The following is a 17,441-nucleotide window of genomic DNA, read 5'->3' on the forward strand; positions in this document are numbered from 1 at the left end:
TCATGATCATCAATTAGCTGGGATATAGTGTATACTTTCTTCGTCTTCGGGATCTAACGATACCGATTTTGTGGAGGCTTTGCCTTGCACCCAGGCAAACACCATGGGTAAAATAAACAGGGTTGCAAAGGTCGACATGAGCAGACCGCCGATAACCGCGCGGCCCAGCGGTGATGCCTGGTCGCCACCTTCGCCTAAGCCCGATGCCATGGGTATCATCCCTACGATCATGGCCATACTGGTCATCACGATAGGGCGCATCCGGATGGCCGCGGCTTCTTTGGCTGCCAGCAGGGCATTGCCGCTATGCCTGCGCAATTGCTCGGCATTGGTAATAAGCAACACCGAGTTGGAGATAGATACCCCGACAGACATGATCATCCCCATGTACGATTGCAGGTTGAGCGTAGCGCCGGTTAAGCGCAGCAACAGCAGCGAACCCAGCATTACCGCCGGTACGGTAGACAGTACCACCAGCGATACTTTAAACGACTGGAAGTTTGCCGCCAGCATTAAAAATATCACCACAATAGCTACAATTAATCCGCCTTGCAGGCTGTCCAGCGTATCTACCAAAGTAGTGGTCAGGCCTTTGGTCTCGATATTTAAACCACGCGGCAGCTTACCAATTGATTTAAGCGCTTTCTGTACATCGGCATTGGCCGTGCCTAAGTCCATTTTATTTAAATTGGCCGTTACCGACAGGTAGGGCAAAGCGCCTAAGTTATCATTTTCGCCATTGGTGGTATCGCGCCTGATGGTGGCCACATCGCTCAGCGTTGGCCGCGGATTATTACTTAAAACCGGTATCTCGCCGATATCGTTCACGCTGCTCATGTTATACTCGGGCACCTCAACCTGTACGTTGTAACTCAGGCCCACTTTTTCATCCACCCAAACGTTTTTCTCGGTATACCGCGATGAAGAGGTTGAAGCCAGTAACGAGCGTGAGATATCGGATACGCCAACACCCAGTTGGGCAGCACGTGTACGGTCGATATCGATATCGATAGCCGGGTATTTGGTCGACTGACCGAGCTGCACATCGCGCAGGTAAGGTATTTTCGAAAGCTTTTTGATCACCGTATCGGCATAAGCTTCGTTTTGTTTTTTGTTTTTGCCCGATATCTGTACTTCGACAGGTGTCGGCGAGCCCTGGCTCAGGATCTTATCCGTCAGCTCGATCGGTTCGAAGGATAATTTTACATCAGGCATTTCCTGGTGCATTTTTTTGCGGAAAGCTTCTTTCAGGTCGTCGAGGTTAACCCTGTAATCCTCTGTCAGGTTAACCTGTAACACGGCTTCCTGCGGGCCTGCCATAAACAGATAGATGGGGCTGGTTGAGAACTGGCCAGGGTGCTGCCCGATAAATGCCGATGTTACGGCGATGTGTTTTTTACCAACAAGGTCTTCGAGCACGTGCAGGGTCTTCACCATATCCATTTCGGTACGCTCCAAACGGGTACCATCAGGTGCGCGCAAACGCACCTGGAACTGGCCGCCGTTAACCTTTGGCAACACATCGCGGCCGATGGTTACCAGCATCAAACCAGCCAGCGCAATGGCAACGATCACATACAAACTAACGATGGTTCGCCGGTAGCCAACGGCATTATCCATGCCTTTTAAATAGCGTTCGCGCAGTTTTTCGAATTTTGATTTTTTGCTTTCGGGCTCATGTTCGGCTCTGTGCAGCGATGCTTCTTTTTGTTCGGCAGCGTCGTGCTTATCCAGATGATATGCCTTTTCGGGATGATCTTTATCTACATTATGATCGACCATCAGCCAGTTGGCCATGATCGGCACAAAGGTTTGCGATAACAGGTACGAGGTGATCATAGAAAAACCTATAGCCATGGCCAGCGGCAGGAACAATGCGCCCGGGATGCCCTTCATGGTTAAGGCCGGGGCAAATACCGCCAGGATACAAAACAGGATGAGCAATTTAGGGAAAGCGATCTCTTTACAGGCATCCCAGATGGCCAGTGCCTTGGGTTTGCCCATATCCATGTGCTGGTGTATGTTTTCGATCGTTACCGTGGATTCGTCGACCAAAATACCGATGGCAAGCGAAAGGCCGCTCAACGTCATGATGTTGATGGTTTGATGGAAAAGCGACAGGAACAATATGCCCGAAATGATACAGGTTGGGATGGTGAGGATCACGATCAGCGCCGCGCGCCTGTCGCCCAAAAACAGCAATACCATTAAACCGGTGAGTATCGCACCGATAGCGCCTTCGCTTACTAAACTTTTTACCGCGTTAATCACATAAACCGACTGATCGAACTCATAGGACAGCTTAACATCCTCAGGTAACAAACTTTGAAAGCGGGGAATAGCTTTTTTAAGATTCTGTACTACTTCCCAGGTAGACGCGTCGGCCGATTTGGTAATGGGCAGGTAAACCGAGCGTTTGCCGTTCACCAGTGCGTAGCTGGTAGTAACATCGGCGCCATCTTCAACGGTAGCCACATCTTTTAAAAACAGGGTCTGTACACCGCCTTTATATAATGGGATGTTCTCAAAATCCTTAATCTTTTTAATGGTGGTATTACTCGGCGTAAAGTAGTTGTAATCGCCAACACGTACGTTACCTGCGGGCGATGTCTGGTTATTATCGCGCAAAGCGGCAACTACCTGGTCGGGCGTTAAATTATGCGCACGCAGTAACTGCGGGTCGACTTTAATCAATATCGTACGGGTATTGCCACCAAATGGCGCCGGGGCAACCAAACCCGGGATAGAGGTAAAGCCCGAACGAACGTAAATATTGGCCAAATCGAGCAACTCATTATTCGTTCGTTTGGGGCTGCTCAGCACCAGCTGGCCGACGGGTAAGGTCGATGCATCAAAACGGAGGATGAACGGCGGGTTGGAACCATTCGGGAATATGGCCTGCGCCCGGTTGGAGAAGGCCGTGACCTCGGCCGAAGCCTGCGCCATATTGGTACCTTCGTAAAAAGTAAGCTTAATGAGCGTTAAGCCCTGGATGTTTTTGGTTTCGATACTTTTTACACCCGAAACATAGAGCAGCAAGTTAACATACTGCTTACCAAAATAAGCTTCCATCTGGTTCGGGGTATAACCGCCGAAAGGGTGCGACAGATAGATCACCGGCAAATTGAGATCGGGGAAGATATCGATCTTGATATTACGCACGGCATTGATACCGAAGAAAAACAAGCCTGCCACAATAACCAATATGGTGATAGGCCGCCGTAATGCACTTTTAATTAAACCCATGTTTTTATTTTAAGTAGAAGCAGAGGTTATGCAAGAGTCAAGAATCAAGACGCAAGAGCATTTCTTTTTCTTCATTGTTCACCCTCAGTATCTTGATTCTTGCATCTTAATTCTTGATTCTTTTTTTAGAATTCGTTAATAAACAAACCAAAATCGCCTGTCGAGGCGGCTTTGTATAACAGCGCCTGCCAAACATTATTATAGGCAATATCCCTGTCTGTTTCGGCGCGGTTAAGTGTATATAAGGCCGTCGTCAGATCGACGATAGTTGTCAGCCCGTTTTTATACAAAACCGATTTTTGCAGGTAGGCGTCGGATGCGGCTTTTACACCGACAGGCGCTTCCTGGTAATTTTTGATGGCGTTCTGTATCCGTGTATCCGACAGGGCAACCTGGTTGCGCAGGTTTTGATTCACCAGGTCGTATTCGTTTTTCAATCCCATCGAATTATACTTCTGCGCTTCAACCTGCTGGTGCACGCGGAAAAGACTGGCGATGTTCCAGGTTACGCCCACGCCAACCAGGTAATTGGCACGGGTCGGGTCGGCGCCGGTAAAATAGTTTTGCGTATAACCGTTCAGGTTAGCTGCGCCGTAACTGCTGTCGAAACCACTTCCCCTGCCTTGAAAAATGCTGAAAAGCGAAAACGTTGGATACGCAAATGTTTTAAAGTATTTCGCCAATTCGTCGCTGTAAGTAATGCGGCCCTGGTAAAATTTGAGGATCGGGTTATCTTCAATCTTAACATCGGGCACGGCGTTGATCACTTTGGGGATGCTGGATACAAACAAAGTATCTAATACAAAATCGCCGGCGTCAACACCCATAAACTGTGCAAGCTGGTTGGCCTGGCCCTGCTCATAATCGAGCGCGTTGGTCAAAGCAATTTTCGCGCTCGATACATCGGCATTAGCCAATGAAGAATCGACACCGGCATTTAAACCGTTTTTGGCACGAACAACCACCACTTTGGTGATCTGCATGGCCCTGTCGAGGTTCTTTTGCTGTTCGGCGCGGATCTGTTGCGCGGCTAACAAATTAAGATAAGCTGTTGCTACACGTACTTCGTGCTGAAACTGCTCCTGGGCAAGGTCGGCCTGATTTTGGTTGAGGATGGTTTGCGCCACCTTTATCTTTTCGCGCGCTTTACCAAAAGAGAAGAAATCCCAGTTAATATTGGCCAGGTACAATGAGCCGAAAGCGGTATTCCAGTTTTGATTGGCCAATGCCGGGCCGGATGAAGCGACAGCACCGCCACGGTAGCCCGATAGCGGACCAAACTGGCTGTTCACGGTACCATAATCCTGCTGTGCCGAAAAATTGAAATCGGGCAGCGCTTCGCGCTGGTTTTCTTTGACATTGGATTTGGCCGCGCTGATATAATTGGCCTTGGCCTTGATGGTTCCGTAATTATTGAGCGCGGTTTGTACAGCCTCCTTTAAAGTTAATACCTTTTGCTGACTGCTGGCCGTTTGCGCAAACGCCATTAACACGATGAGACAAATACAGGGATTGCGGTACTTAAACATGTGAAAAAACAAATTATTACAAAGTAGACGAACAAAAGTACATTCCGCTATACTATGAGAAAAATGAATTAAATTTGTGATAAGTATTAATAAAATTCATACATGAATATTGCGTTGCATCATTTCAAACTGGTTGATACCATTTCGAAAGAGGGGACATTAACAAAATCGGCCCTGGCGCTGCATTTAACGCAATCTGCACTGAGCCATCAGCTGCGTGAGCTTGAACGCGAAATGGATACCGAAATCTTTCGGCGAACGGGCAAAAGGATGCAATTAACCGAGAATGGCACAAGATTTTTACAAAGCGCTGAAAAAATATTGGCCGAAATACGGGCCCTGCAGGAAGATATCAGTAATTCGAAGAATGGGAAAACCGGAAAATTGAGCTTTTGTACCCAAAGTTATACGGCTTATCACTGGCTGCCCGACATTATTAAAAGCTACCGGGGGCTTTCGCCCGATATTAATCTGCACATTGTTTCGGAAGCATCGAAGCGCCCCCTGGAATATCTGCTGCGCGGGGAGCTTGATGTGGCCATTGTGCGGACGCAAATGGCCAATACTAAAATACATTATGAGCCGGTATTTGAAGATCAGCTCATGGTGGTGATGAGTAAAAATCACCATTTAGCTTGTAAAAAAGTATTCGAGATTGCAGATTTTCACGATGCCGAAGTGATTATGCCGGCGTACGACGCATCGTACCAGGATACGCCCCTGATCGAGCACATGATACAACAGCAGCATATCAGGATCAGTAATCTGCAACGAATACATTATACCGATGCCGCCATCGAAATGATAGATGCCGACCTGGGTATTGGCGTTATAGCCGACTGGCTGCTCAAACCATACCTGGAAAGTAAGAATATCGTAGCCATACCTTTCTCTTCGGCTATTGCGCCCCGTACGTGGTATGCCGCCACCATTACGCAAAGCTGCGCAATACGCAATTTTGTGCAGTGTTTGAAAGTGTATTTTGGGTAGGTGATTTAAGGAAGGAAACTGCGATAAAAATATGCCAATATCAAAATGTTAAAAAATTAAACTCCTACAATAAATCGTGGTCAAAGCAGTTTAAATAGATGTTTTTAAATTGTTTACCGCCATGAAATCCATCATCAAAAACCTGACCACGCTCGGCATCGGGGCGTTTTCACTACTTATTGTTACTGCAGCCAGCGCACAGCGCGTACGCGTTGGTATAGGCTTTGGCTTTGGTTATCCGCATTATTATTATAACCCTTACGGCCGTTATTATGGTTACGCTTATCCGCGTATCGGCCTGTCTTTCGGTTACCTGCCTTATGGTTATATACCGTTTTATTTTGGTACCGACTTATATTACCTGAATAACGGCGTTTATTACCGCCAGTATGATGATCATTACTATCATGTGGTTGCCCCGCCGATCGGTGCCGAAGTGCCCAAACTGCCAGGCCACGCCCGTTCGCTGATGATCGATAACCAACAGTATTTCGAACTGAACGGGGTTTACTACAAACCGAATATTAAAGCCGATGGCACTACCGATTATATCATCACCGGTAAGGATGGTGTGCTTAACACCAGGGTGGTCCCTGTTCCGCCTGCGCCGCAAGGTAATGTAACACCACCGCCGCCGCCTGCACCACCGGCTAATGACCAGCTTGCCCCACCGGCAGATCAAAATGCGCCAGCTGCGAATGATCAGCTTCCGCCACCACCAAGCGATGAGCCCGCACCAAAAGTTGGCGATATTGTCAGCGCTTTACCCAATGGTTGTAAAGCCGTTACCGTGGCCGGTAAAAAATACTTTGTATCAGCATCCGATGTGTATTACGAGGAGTTTAACAACAAAGGCAAAGTAAACTATAAAGTTGCCGGCGTGCCCGAAACACAAAACCAATAAACTAAATAAATATAATTGTTAGAGCCCGGGCGATTGTCCCGGGCTTTTTCATTATGACCGCCTGCTTATAAGCCGAATTACCCGTTGCGTTGTACAAACTTTTAGCTGTACAAGCTGTATATTACAGACTGAAACTTTATTGTTTGAACTGATCAATAAAACAAAGGGCTATCGTTATTAAACGCAGCCCCGCTTGTTTTCAAAAAAAATCTTAAAACCAAGGTAAATTTAAATAATTTCTATCAAAAAGATATAGAAAATAGTAATTTTTAAATTTTTTAATGAAATTCCTATAGAAATGACATTATTTTTTTATAAAATTGAAAATAAAGTGATTTTGTATTGATTAAATTCAATTTTTTATAGCTAAATTTTGAACTTTTAACCGGTTAACTTAATTAATTACACTCAATAATCATCTTTTGATCAATATTTAACCAGATCATATTGGAAGGGGAACAAAAATGACCGAGCACGCTTACTTTAACCAGTATCAACCCACACCCAATACCTGGGACGAAATGTTTGGCCCGGATGCCAAGATCCGCAAGCATTATCAAAAAGTGATCAATTATCTCACCAAAGAATCCATCGACGACCTGAACAAAAAGGAAGACCTGGCCAAGCGTTTGTTTATGAGCCAGGGTATCACCTTTACCGTTTACAACAGCGGCGAAGGCATCGAGAAGATCTTCCCTTTCGATATCATACCGCGCATCATCACCGGCGACGAATGGGCCTTTGTTGAAGAAGGCATCAAACAACGCCTGCATGTGCTCAATTTATTTTTGAAGGACGTTTACAGCAACCAGTTCATCATTAAGGATGGCATCGTGCCGATAGATATCATTTACTCGTGCCCGCATTTTTTGCGCGAGATGTATAATGTGCAGGTGCCTTATGATATTTATGTGCACATTGCCGGTATCGATCTCATCCGCGATGCCGATGGCACTTTTTACGTGCTCGAAGACAACCTGCGCACACCATCGGGCGTGAGCTATATGCTCGAGAACCGCGAGATCACCAAGCGTTTGTTCCCCGATCTGCTACCGCAATGCAAAGTGCGCAGCGTTACCGAGTATCCCAATATCCTGTACAAAAACCTGCTTTCGCTGTCACCGAGGCAGATATCCAACCCAACGATCGTGCTGCTTAGCCCGGGTATATACAATTCGGCTTATTTTGAGCATACCACGCTTGCGCGTTTGATGGGCGTTGAGCTGGTTGAAGGGCGCGACCTGGTGGTATCGAACAACAAGGTGTTCATGAAAACCACCACCGGTTTGCAGCAGGTTGATGTGATCTACCGCCGGGTTGATGACGAGTACCTCGACCCGCTGGTGTTTAATCAAACCAGCATCCTGGGCGTTCCCGGTATTATGGATGCCTACCGCAAAGGCAACGTCGCCATCGTAAACGCCATCGGCAACGGCGTGGCCGATGATAAAGCCATTTACTCGTACGTACCCGATATGATCCGCTATTACCTGAACGAGGAGCCCATACTCAAAAACGTGCCAACCTATCAGCTGGGCAACCCCGACGAAAAGGAATACGTGTTTGCCAACATCAACAAAATGGTGGTAAAACGCACCAACGGCAGCGGCGGTTACGGCATGCTGATGGGCCATGCAGCCAGTGAAGCTGAAACTGAGGATTACAAGAACGAGATATTGAAAAACCCGCGCGATTTTATTGCCCAGCCAACCATCAGCCTGTCATCAGCTCCATGCTATATGCAGGGGCAGCTCACACCTCGCCGGATTGATTTGCGGCCTTACGCCTTATGCGGCCCCGACGGTATCGAGATCGTACCGGGCGGTTTGACACGGGTTGCTTTACGCGAAGGATCGCTGGTGGTAAACAGCTCGCAGGGCGGGGGCAGTAAAGATACCTGGGTATTACTATAATGATTACTTTTATACACACCACTTTTATACATGTTAAGCAGGGTTGCATCAAGTTTATATTGGATGAGCAGGTACATTGAGCGCAGCGATGGTATTTTGCGCATGCTCAAAATCAATTACGCCTCATCGCAGGATACCGTTCAGGAGTTTACCTGGGAACCGGTTATCCGGATATTTACAGGCCTGCAGGCCGAAGAAAAAGAAGCCCTTGGCAACGACAGCCGCGCGGTATTGAAATACATGGTGCTCGATAAGGAAAACCCCAATTCGGTTTTGAATATCATAACCCAGGCGCGCGAAAACGCGCGCAGCGTTCAGGAGCATATCACCAAGGACCTTTGGCAATGCCTCAACGAGTATTACCATGTGGTCCGCGATCCTAACCTTAATTTCTGGATAGAAAAGGACGACCCGATAACGGCCCTCGATATCCTGATTAAGCAAGGGATGTTATACTATGGCACAGTTGAGATTACGATGGAACGCGGGGAAGGCCGCGCCTTTATGAACATTGGCCATTACCTGGAGCGGGGCATCCAGTCGGTCGACCTGCTCGACACCAAATTCGGGTCGCTTGATGATAACCCCGACCTGCTGACCGATACTACCTACTGGAAACACCTGCTGCTTTCGCTCGGCGGCTACGAAATCTATCTCAAAACCTACCGTAAGGGTTTTGAAGCCGAAAACGTGGTGGAGCAGGTGGTGCTGAATAACGAGTTCCCGCGCTCGGTGCTGTACTCCGTCAATCACATCCAGGTGTATTTTGAGCGGATTAAAAGCGAAAACAACATCGATAATTTCCGTGAGCTATCGTTTTTGATCGGCCGTTTGCAAAGCAGCATCAAATACAGCTCTGTAAAAACCATTAAGCAGGATGGCCTGCATGAGTATTTAACCCGCATCCGTGGCGAGCTTTTCAATATCGGCAACGTGCTCAACCAGCACTACTTTGCTTATTCGTAATTTCAAACGCTTTTATCGCAGTATTTTATAATTTTACCGCACAAGCTGATGCCAGAGTTCAAGATACAACATACTACCCGATATATTTATGATGGCCCTGTTCGCGACAGTGCTAACCAGATTATTCTTTACCCGATCCAGGATGATTTCCAGGAAGTGATCAGTCACGAGATCAAGATCAGCGGCGACCCTCATATTGACACCCATATTGATTACTACGGTAACGAAGTGGGGGTGTTTACCTATCTCGATCCGCATTACCGCCTCGAGATCACCTCAAAAATGCTGGTACACACCAAACACCGCATGTTCCCGAACGATGATATGTTTCCCGAACAGCAGTGGAATGATCTGGAACGGCTACGCTACCAGGTATCGTTCATCGATTTTTTGCGCCAGGAGCCCTTTGAGGGCCTTGCCGAAATGAAAGAACTTTTAGATGCGCAAAAGCAGCGTAACGAAACACCGTATCAAACTGCCGTGCGCTATTGCAAGTACGTATACGATAACTTCGAATACATCAAAGGCGTAACCACGGTCGAGACTACGCTCGATGAAATATGGAAGCTTAAAGCGGGTGTTTGCCAGGATTTTGCGCACATCCTCACCGAAATGTTGCGTGTGGTGAACATCCCCGCACGTTACGTAAGCGGGTACATCTGCACCTTTAAAGGTGCCATGCGCGGCGAAGGCGCTACCCACGCCTGGGCCGAGGCTTATATTCCCAATTATGGCTGGCTGGGCATCGACCCGACCAATAACATCATCGCTAACGAAAACCATGTGCGCCTGGCTGTCGGCCGTAATTTTACCGATTGCTCGCCTGTAAAAGGCGTTTACAAAGGTTCGGCAAGCCATGTGCTCGAAGTAGCGGTATCGGTAGGCAGCCATGAGGATGAGCATATTCACGAAGTGCACGAGCACGAGGTACATCCGGCACCGCCAATCAAACCGGCCAGTAAAATTGTTAAGAACAGTTACCGCGAATACCTGGAGATGATCCAGCAGCAACAACAGCAGTAATATAGTCTTGAGTCGAAAGTCTTTAGTCCAGAGTCTTTTTTACTCACGGTGCCGGCTATTTTTGCACTTTTCTGACTCAAGACTACGGACTCCTGACTCTGGACTATCCCACGGCCGGTGGCGAGCCATGCGGCCCCGCATTCGGCTTCCGCTTCCCTCTCCATTTACGGCGGTTATTTTTTTCGTGCGAATGCCCGGCCTTTGGCGCTTCAGCGCTTGCTTCTGCATTTTGTGGCTTGGCTTCGCCGGCAGGCTTTTTGTCACCGCTTTTACGGTTTTTATTACGGTTGTTGCCGCCGCCCCTGCGGTTGCCCTCGCTAAAGGTACCCGGTTTTCGGAACACGGGCGGTTCGCCTAATTCGGCAGGCAGTTCCTTTTCGGGGACGGGCCTGTCGATCATCTTCTCGATGTTCATCAGCTTGCGCTGATCGCGTTCGTTAATCAGGGTAATAGCCGTACCGGTTGTTGCGGCGCGCGCCGTACGGCCAATGCGGTGTATGTAGTCTTCGGGGTCGCCCGGTGCGTCGTAGTTGATCACAAGGTCGATACCCTCCACATCAATCCCCCGCGAAAGCACATCCGTACCCACCAAAACCCTTACCTTGCGGTTTTTAAAGTTAAGCAGGATCTCTTCGCGTTCGGCTTGCTTCAGGTCGGAGTGAAATGCTTCCACATGTATCTTCAACGCGCGCAAAGCTTTATAAACCTCTTTTACTTTTTCTTTTGTCCCGGCAAAAATAATAATGCTGCCATAGGCCGAATCCTTCAGCAGCATTTGTATCAAAGGCGTTTTTTGGCTGTCGTGCACTTTATAGATCTGCTGATCGATGCCCACCGCCGGCTGCGAAATAGCGAGGCTCACCTGCTGCGGTTCGTGCAAAATGCTTTTGGCCAGGTTGCGTATCCTGCCCGGCATCGTTGCCGAAAAAAGCAGTGTTTGCCGCTTTTTAGGCAAAAAACTGATGATGCGCATAATATCATCCTGGAAACCCATATCCAGCATACGGTCGGCCTCGTCCAGTATCAGGTGTTGCACAGTTTCGAGTTTTACTATCCCGCTGGCCAGGTGCGCCAGGAAACGACCGGGCGTAGCGATCAGGATATTGGCGCTGTGCTGTATCCCCCGGCGCTGCTGCTCGTAAACCATGCCGTCGCCGCCGCCAAAAATGGCCATGCTTGTGGTGCCGGTAAAATAAGCCAGCCCCTGTATCTGCTGATCGATCTGCTGGGCCAGCTCGCGCGTGGGCGCCAGTATCAGCGTGTTGATCTTGGGGCTGTGCAGGTTACTGATGTTATGCAGTATCGGCAGCAAATATGCAGCGGTTTTGCCGGTACCGGTTTGCGCGCAGGCAATCAGATCGTGCCCTGCAAGTATAATGGGTATTGCTTCTGCCTGGATGGGCGTTGGGGTATCAAAACCCATTGCAGATAGCCCCTCGGCCAGTTGTTCGTTAAAGTTAAAATCAGCGAATGTCAATTGTATCTGTATTAATGCCCGCAAGTTAACGCTTTTAGTTCATAGTGCATAAGTTTGGTATTACCGCAAAAAGCACATAGGTATTCTTCGGTATTTCAACTGTTCAAACATTGGGTCATTCAATTATTAAGAACAGGGTGTAATTATGGGTACTTTTTATTTCGAATGTTCAATTTCGAATTTAATTCTTAACGCGTCATTGCGAGGTACGAAGCAATCTCTACACAGGATGATCGAACTTGCAAGTGTCTCTGCAAATCTGGCATTATGGATTGATGTTTGTGCCGTTCCCGGCATCCTCACTAACACCGGAACGAACCTCATGGGTATTTGTGGGTGTTCTTTCATTTCGGATGTTCGATTTCGGATTTATTTTCTTAACGGGTAATTGTGAAAAATACACACGGGTAAAATATAGGTATTAGAAAGAAGTCATGCCGAACTTGTTTCAGCACCCCACAGGCCAAGCAAACGAGTATATTTTCAAGAACGTGGTTCTCATTACCGGCAAGTATGCCGGGTTGGATTTTGGTATAGCTACTTGTACCCATTCAATCATTCAGGCAATCAATCCTTCAATCATTTTTTCAAGGGCGTTGCCTGCGGCCGGGCTATCCCTGCCCGTCCGGCAGGCGCTGCTATCCCTAACGCATTTTCAGTCCGAAAGTCTGAAAGATGCTTTTTTACTTTCGGACTTTCCGACTTCCTCCAGCCAGGGGGGAAATTGTAAGAGATTTTTGCAGCCCTGTTAATATCTTTTCTCATCACAGAGGACCGATGAACTAATGACCGGCGAACTAATGACCTACTATCATGCTTCGCGCTTCAAGCTTCCGGTTCAATCTTACAATATACAAAAATCAGGACAATCTTACAATATTAAGCGTGAATTTAAAATAAATAGTACTATGTATTGCATAATACCATGTTAAACTATATCTTTGCTTTAATTAAATGCGATTGAACATGAAAAAAGTAAATTTACTGATAATTACCGCTGTGGCATTGGTATTAACCGCCTGCCATACCGGTCATCACATCTCCATAGTGCGCAATACCAACGGCAGTTATGTTAAGATAGAGTGTGCGGGCAATATTGCTCTAACCGAAGACATGACCGGCATCCAGGGTATCTCGCCCGGCGGTTATGTAAAATACGAAACCAATGATGAAAAAATCGTTGCCAAACCGGCGCTCGACGGGCATATCGAATACGAGCTCAATGACGGCGATCAACAGGCCACTCTTAACGAGAAAGGCAAAAAGCTTATTGCGCGGGCCGTTAAAGAGATCGCCAAAAATAGCCATTACTGATATAAAAAAGCCGCTCCCGGAATATGGGAGCGGCTTTTGCAATTTCGTATGCCAGTTAAGTTTCAGATAGTTTAGATGGTACCGGTTCCGCTGTCTTTTTCAACACGTAGTGCTGCACGTACATTGGCAGGTAATGCCGAGAAGAAGGTATAACCTGTAGCCGCCTCGATAGCTGCCGGGGTAGTGAGGTATTGGGTCCAGTCGCTGCTTACGGTATTCAGGTTTGGTACATCAATAGTGATAACACGTGTGGTTGTAGTAATGCGGCTCAAGTCGTTATTACCGTTAGGCAACACTACATAAATTTTCCAGATGTGCGCAGGCACACGTACATGGCCGCCATCTATAGTTGTAGCCGAAGCGCCCGAACCTGTACCGCCGGTACCATAAGTACCCATAATTACATAAACCTCATCTCCGCTGCCTGTAACCAGCGAGCGGCCGTAATCTTCAAAATTGGCCCAGGTGTGCTGGTTGTTATTTGGCGCCTGTGGTATCATGTTATCCATCAGGAAGGTAGCCGAGTTTGCTGCTACGGTTGAAGTACGGTCGGCCGAAGGACAGTTGTGGCCACGGTCGAAACCCGTACCCGAGTAGTCGCTGGCGCCTACTTCAAACCAGCCCGAAGGCAGGTTGGTATCCGCACGGAAATCATCCTGGCGTGCGGTTGAGCCTAAGCTTGTCGGGCCAACGTACCAGCTTGTCCAGTTTGGTACACCTGCATCGCGGTTATACGAATCGATATAATAAGTATGATCGTACAGGTAGTTATTGGGGCTGGTAGTGATGTTGGTAACGGCACTGCTTGGGTTACCCAAAAGCATGTTGGTGTTATCGCCAACGGTACCGCCGCTGCCACCACCGCTGCCGCTGTCATAGCCATTCACCGTAAATTCGTCGATATTGATACGGCCGCTGCCGGTTAGTTTAGCGATTTTAAAACGTACCGAACCGCTGTTATTAACGGTAAAAGTAGCTGTTGATAGTGTGGTTGATGATGTAGTGATGGTCGAGCCCACCTGTGTATACGTTGAGCCCGAGTTTGTTGAAACCAAAAGTTCCCAGGTAGAGCTTGCATCGCTGCCAAATAAGGCGTGTTTTACGGTCACGGTCGAGCAACCTGTCACGTTAAAATTCATAGCAATACTACCGGTAGTTTCGATACGGACAGAGTGAGAACCCACCATAGCATCAGACGTGCTGGTGCCAACCAACGCCAGGTTCAAGTCCCAGCTGCCACTGGCAAAAGTTACATTTCCATCTGCATAAGCAGTTTTTGTGCCGGCTTCAAAGCCCTCATCAAATGTTTGGGTAATGGTTTCAATCCGGTTTCCTCCGCCGAATGTCGGTGTGGTTGTGAATGGCGCTAATGCCGCATCGGCCACCGGGGCCTGATTGTCTTTCGAGCAGGAAGCCAGCATGGCCACTGCTACCGGGATAATTAGTAATCTTTGTAATTTCATGCGAGGTTTTAGTTTTGATGTTAAATTATACGAAAGTGCAAAGTCAAAAGTTAACTAATTTTTAACAAATTGTTGTCAAAACGTTGTCGGAAGTTGTTATATGAAAAATAAAGTTATGCACATTTGTTAGTTTGTAGAATAATTACAAAGTTTATACTCTTGATGATATATGCTTAGTTTGGTACATGCTTAATCAACACCGATGAATATTAATCAGCAGCTTATCGATCGCTTTTACACAGCTTTTCAAAAAAAGGATTATGCGACCATGCAGCAATGCTATGCCGCCAATGCGATGTTTACCGACGCAGTGTTTGTTAACCTCGATGCCGGGCAGGTAAAAGCCATGTGGCAGATGCTCTGCAAAAGCAGCAGCGGCGATTTTAAAGTTGAATACCGGATATTATCGGCCGATGATGATCAGGTAACTGCCGAATGGACAGCCTGGTACACCTTTTCGGCAACCGGCAATAAAGTAGTCAATCGCGTCAGAGCCGATTTTACTTTACATAATGGGGAAATTATATCCCATACCGATCAATTCAATTTCTACGAATGGGCGCGGCAGGCATTGGGTTTACCGGGGCTGTTGTTGGGATGGACACCTTTCTTCAGGCATAAAGTGCAGGCATCGGCAGCCGGGAGGTTAAAGGCTTATATGGAGAAGAATGGGTTGTAATGTTGAAGGTTAAAATGTTGTAAAGTTGTTTCTCGCAGAGGCGCAAAAACGCTAAGATTTATGTTTTGCCTTGCAGCTTTGGCGCCTTGGCGCGCAAACCCTTTAAATTGCTGGTTTCGATCAAAAAAACTTACGCTCAATCAATTGTACCTGCTGGCGTATCCATTTTGGTGGTTTGGTTTGCGCCTCGCTTTTCAGCAATAGCTGCTTTTGCTGTGCGCTGAAATAAACATCGCGCATTTCGTTATATTTTAAGTTTTGGGCGCCGGCGCATTTAACTTCAAGCAACTCATATTCATGCTGTAACCTCCTGCTTTCCAGGTGGATTTCGTCCATTTCGAGCGCAATGTGCAGGCCCGCCAATAAAACCGCCAAAAACGAGCACGAAACGGCTATGATGGTATTTTGGGTAGTTAAATAATCGAGCGGGCGCATCAAAATGTTAAATAAAGCCGTGCCTATGAGCAATGCCGCCCCGCCTATCATCGAAAAACGGATCAGCGTGATCAGGTCGACCCAGCGCTGGTAGGCTTCTTTCTCTATCCTGCAGGCCAGCTCTTTTTGTTTGAGCAGCTCGATCATTTTGTTCAGGTCTCCTTCGCCGGGCATGTGTTTGTTTGTTGATCCTAAAAATAAGTATTTAAACGTACTTATACGCTTAAAACTTATAGGTTGTTTCCAAATATCATGCCTTTTCTTCCCAGAGGCTGCACAAATTTAAGATGGTGAGCACGGCTTTCTCCATATCCTGCACCGATACCCACTCGTGCTTGCCATGAAAAGCATGCTCGCCTGCAAAAATATTAGGGCAGGGCAGCCCCATAAACGATAAGCGCGATCCGTCTGTACCGCCGCGTATGCTGCGTAACCGCGGCTCCATGCCCGCCCGCCTTATCGCTTCAATTCCATGCTCCACAATTTGCGGGTGTTTGTCGAGCACCTGTTTCATGTTGCGGTATTGTGGTTTGGTTTCTAAAGTATAGGTAGCTCCGGGATATTGTTTCAGCACCTCTTCGGTTACCGATCTGATCACACCGGCATGCTGATGAAGTTTATCATCAGCAAAATCGCGGATGATGAACTCGATCTTCGCTTCCTCTACGTGCCCGCTGATACCTACCGGATGCACAAATCCTTCTTTGCCCGAAGTCCCCTCGGGCGAAAGCTCAAAAGGCAGCATAGCAGCAATAGCCCCTGCAATTTTGATGGCGCTTTGCATTTTGCCTTTGGCAAAGCCCGGGTGGGCGCTGATGCCTTTAATGGTCAATACCGCCCCATCGGCGCTGAAGGTTTCGTTCTCGATAGTACCGGCGCTTTCACCATCGATGGTATAGCCAACATCGGCGCCAAGCTTTTTCAGATCGGCTTTGTCCACCCCGCGGCCTATCTCTTCATCGGGTGTAAACAGTATCCTGATTTTCCCGTGTTTAATTTCGGGGTGGTTGATCAGCTGGTAACAGGCATCCATAATTTCGGCTACCCCTGCCTTATTATCTGCGCCAAGCAGGGTAGTACCGCTTGCCGTGATCACGTCGTTACCTATCTGGTTCTTCAGGTCGGGGTGTTCGCTCATGCGGATAACCTGGCTATGGTCATCGGGTAATATCAGGTCCTGGCCCTGGTAATTTTTATGTACGATGGGTTTTACATCCTGGCCGCTGCAATCGGGCGAGGTATCCATGTGCGAACAAAAACACACAACCGGCACATCTTTTTTATCGGTATTGGCTTCTATTGTTGCATAAACGTAACCAAATTCGTCTAAATGCGTATCACGGATACCTATGGCTTTTAACTCATCGACTAAAATTTTACCCAGATTTTTTTGTTTAAGTGTCGATGGACAGGTAGAAGATGCAGGATCGGACTGAGTGTCCACAATAACGTAACGTAAAAATCGTTCTGCTACTGTAAACATAAAATCAGAATTTTTTAAA

Annotated in this window: 13 protein-coding genes; 7 read left to right on the forward strand and 6 right to left on the reverse strand. The window is 47.5% G+C overall.

Annotated features, from left to right (window positions below; genetic code table 11):
- Positions 1-9: 9 nt before the first annotated feature.
- Together BEL04_RS21735 and BEL04_RS21740 are read right to left on the reverse strand one after the other, a co-directional pair.
- Positions 10-3,246, reverse strand: coding sequence for an efflux RND transporter permease subunit (locus BEL04_RS21735; protein WP_066007492.1), 3,237 nt, complete (start codon positions 3,244-3,246; stop codon positions 10-12).
- A 125-nt stretch (positions 3,247-3,371) separates the two neighbouring features.
- Complete coding sequence (locus BEL04_RS21740) at positions 3,372-4,733, reverse strand: TolC family protein (protein WP_254659617.1); 1,362 nt, start codon at positions 4,731-4,733, stop codon at positions 3,372-3,374.
- A 144-nt stretch (positions 4,734-4,877) separates the two neighbouring features.
- On the opposite strand from BEL04_RS21740, the gene BEL04_RS21745 reads away from it, so the two are divergent.
- The 5 genes from BEL04_RS21745 to BEL04_RS21765 all read left to right on the forward strand — a co-directional run bounded on the left by BEL04_RS21745 (position 4,878) and on the right by BEL04_RS21765 (position 10,571).
- Positions 4,878-5,765 (forward strand): LysR family transcriptional regulator, encoded by an 888-nt coding sequence (locus tag BEL04_RS21745; protein ID WP_066007494.1) that lies wholly within the window; start codon positions 4,878-4,880, stop codon positions 5,763-5,765.
- 121 nt (positions 5,766-5,886) lie between these two features.
- Entirely contained in the window at positions 5,887-6,669 is a 783-nt protein-coding gene (locus BEL04_RS21750; RefSeq protein WP_066007495.1) for a DUF6515 family protein, read from the forward strand.
- Positions 6,670-7,133: 464 nt separating this feature from the next.
- Entirely contained in the window at positions 7,134-8,582 is a 1,449-nt protein-coding gene (locus tag BEL04_RS21755; protein ID WP_066007506.1) for a circularly permuted type 2 ATP-grasp protein, read from the forward strand.
- Between the two features lie 30 nt (positions 8,583-8,612).
- Positions 8,613-9,548, forward strand: coding sequence for an alpha-E domain-containing protein (locus BEL04_RS21760; protein ID WP_066007508.1), 936 nt, complete (start codon positions 8,613-8,615; stop codon positions 9,546-9,548).
- 48 nt (positions 9,549-9,596) lie between these two features.
- Positions 9,597-10,571 carry a transglutaminase family protein gene (locus tag BEL04_RS21765; RefSeq protein WP_066007510.1) on the forward strand — a complete coding sequence of 325 codons (975 nt, stop codon included), beginning with the start codon at positions 9,597-9,599 and terminating at the stop codon, positions 10,569-10,571.
- Between the two features lie 103 nt (positions 10,572-10,674).
- On the opposite strand, the gene BEL04_RS21770 is transcribed toward BEL04_RS21765, so the two are convergent.
- A complete protein-coding gene (locus tag BEL04_RS21770) occupies positions 10,675-12,048 on the reverse strand; it encodes a DEAD/DEAH box helicase (protein ID WP_066007513.1) in 1,374 nt (457 codons plus the stop codon).
- A 966-nt stretch (positions 12,049-13,014) separates the two neighbouring features.
- Here BEL04_RS21770 and BEL04_RS21780 point away from each other — a divergent pair.
- Positions 13,015-13,362, forward strand: a complete 348-nt coding sequence (locus BEL04_RS21780) for a hypothetical protein (protein ID WP_066007516.1) — start codon at positions 13,015-13,017, stop codon at positions 13,360-13,362.
- A gap of 71 nt (positions 13,363-13,433) precedes the next feature.
- Here the strand turns inward: BEL04_RS21780 and BEL04_RS21785 are convergent, their stop codons facing one another.
- On the reverse strand, positions 13,434-14,825 hold the full coding sequence (locus BEL04_RS21785) for a DNA/RNA non-specific endonuclease (protein WP_066007519.1): 1,392 nt from the start codon (positions 14,823-14,825) through the stop codon (positions 13,434-13,436).
- A gap of 202 nt (positions 14,826-15,027) precedes the next feature.
- Here BEL04_RS21785 and BEL04_RS21790 point away from each other — a divergent pair, with 202 nt between their 5' ends.
- Positions 15,028-15,504, forward strand: coding sequence for a nuclear transport factor 2 family protein (locus BEL04_RS21790; RefSeq protein WP_066007521.1), 477 nt, complete (start codon positions 15,028-15,030; stop codon positions 15,502-15,504).
- 120 nt (positions 15,505-15,624) lie between these two features.
- On the opposite strand, the gene BEL04_RS21795 is transcribed toward BEL04_RS21790, so the two are convergent.
- Both BEL04_RS21795 and pepT read right to left on the reverse strand, forming a co-directional pair.
- Positions 15,625-16,113 carry a hypothetical protein gene (locus BEL04_RS21795; protein WP_066007523.1) on the reverse strand — a complete coding sequence of 163 codons (489 nt, stop codon included), beginning with the start codon at positions 16,111-16,113 and terminating at the stop codon, positions 15,625-15,627.
- A gap of 76 nt (positions 16,114-16,189) precedes the next feature.
- On the reverse strand, positions 16,190-17,422 hold the full coding sequence (gene pepT / locus BEL04_RS21800; protein ID WP_371327595.1) for a peptidase T: 1,233 nt from the start codon (positions 17,420-17,422) through the stop codon (positions 16,190-16,192).
- Positions 17,423-17,441: the final 19 nt, after the last annotated feature.

Origin of the sequence: Mucilaginibacter sp. PPCGB 2223 (genome assembly GCF_001705515.1) — a bacterium.
Taxonomy (GTDB): Bacteria; Bacteroidota; Bacteroidia; order Sphingobacteriales; family Sphingobacteriaceae; genus Mucilaginibacter.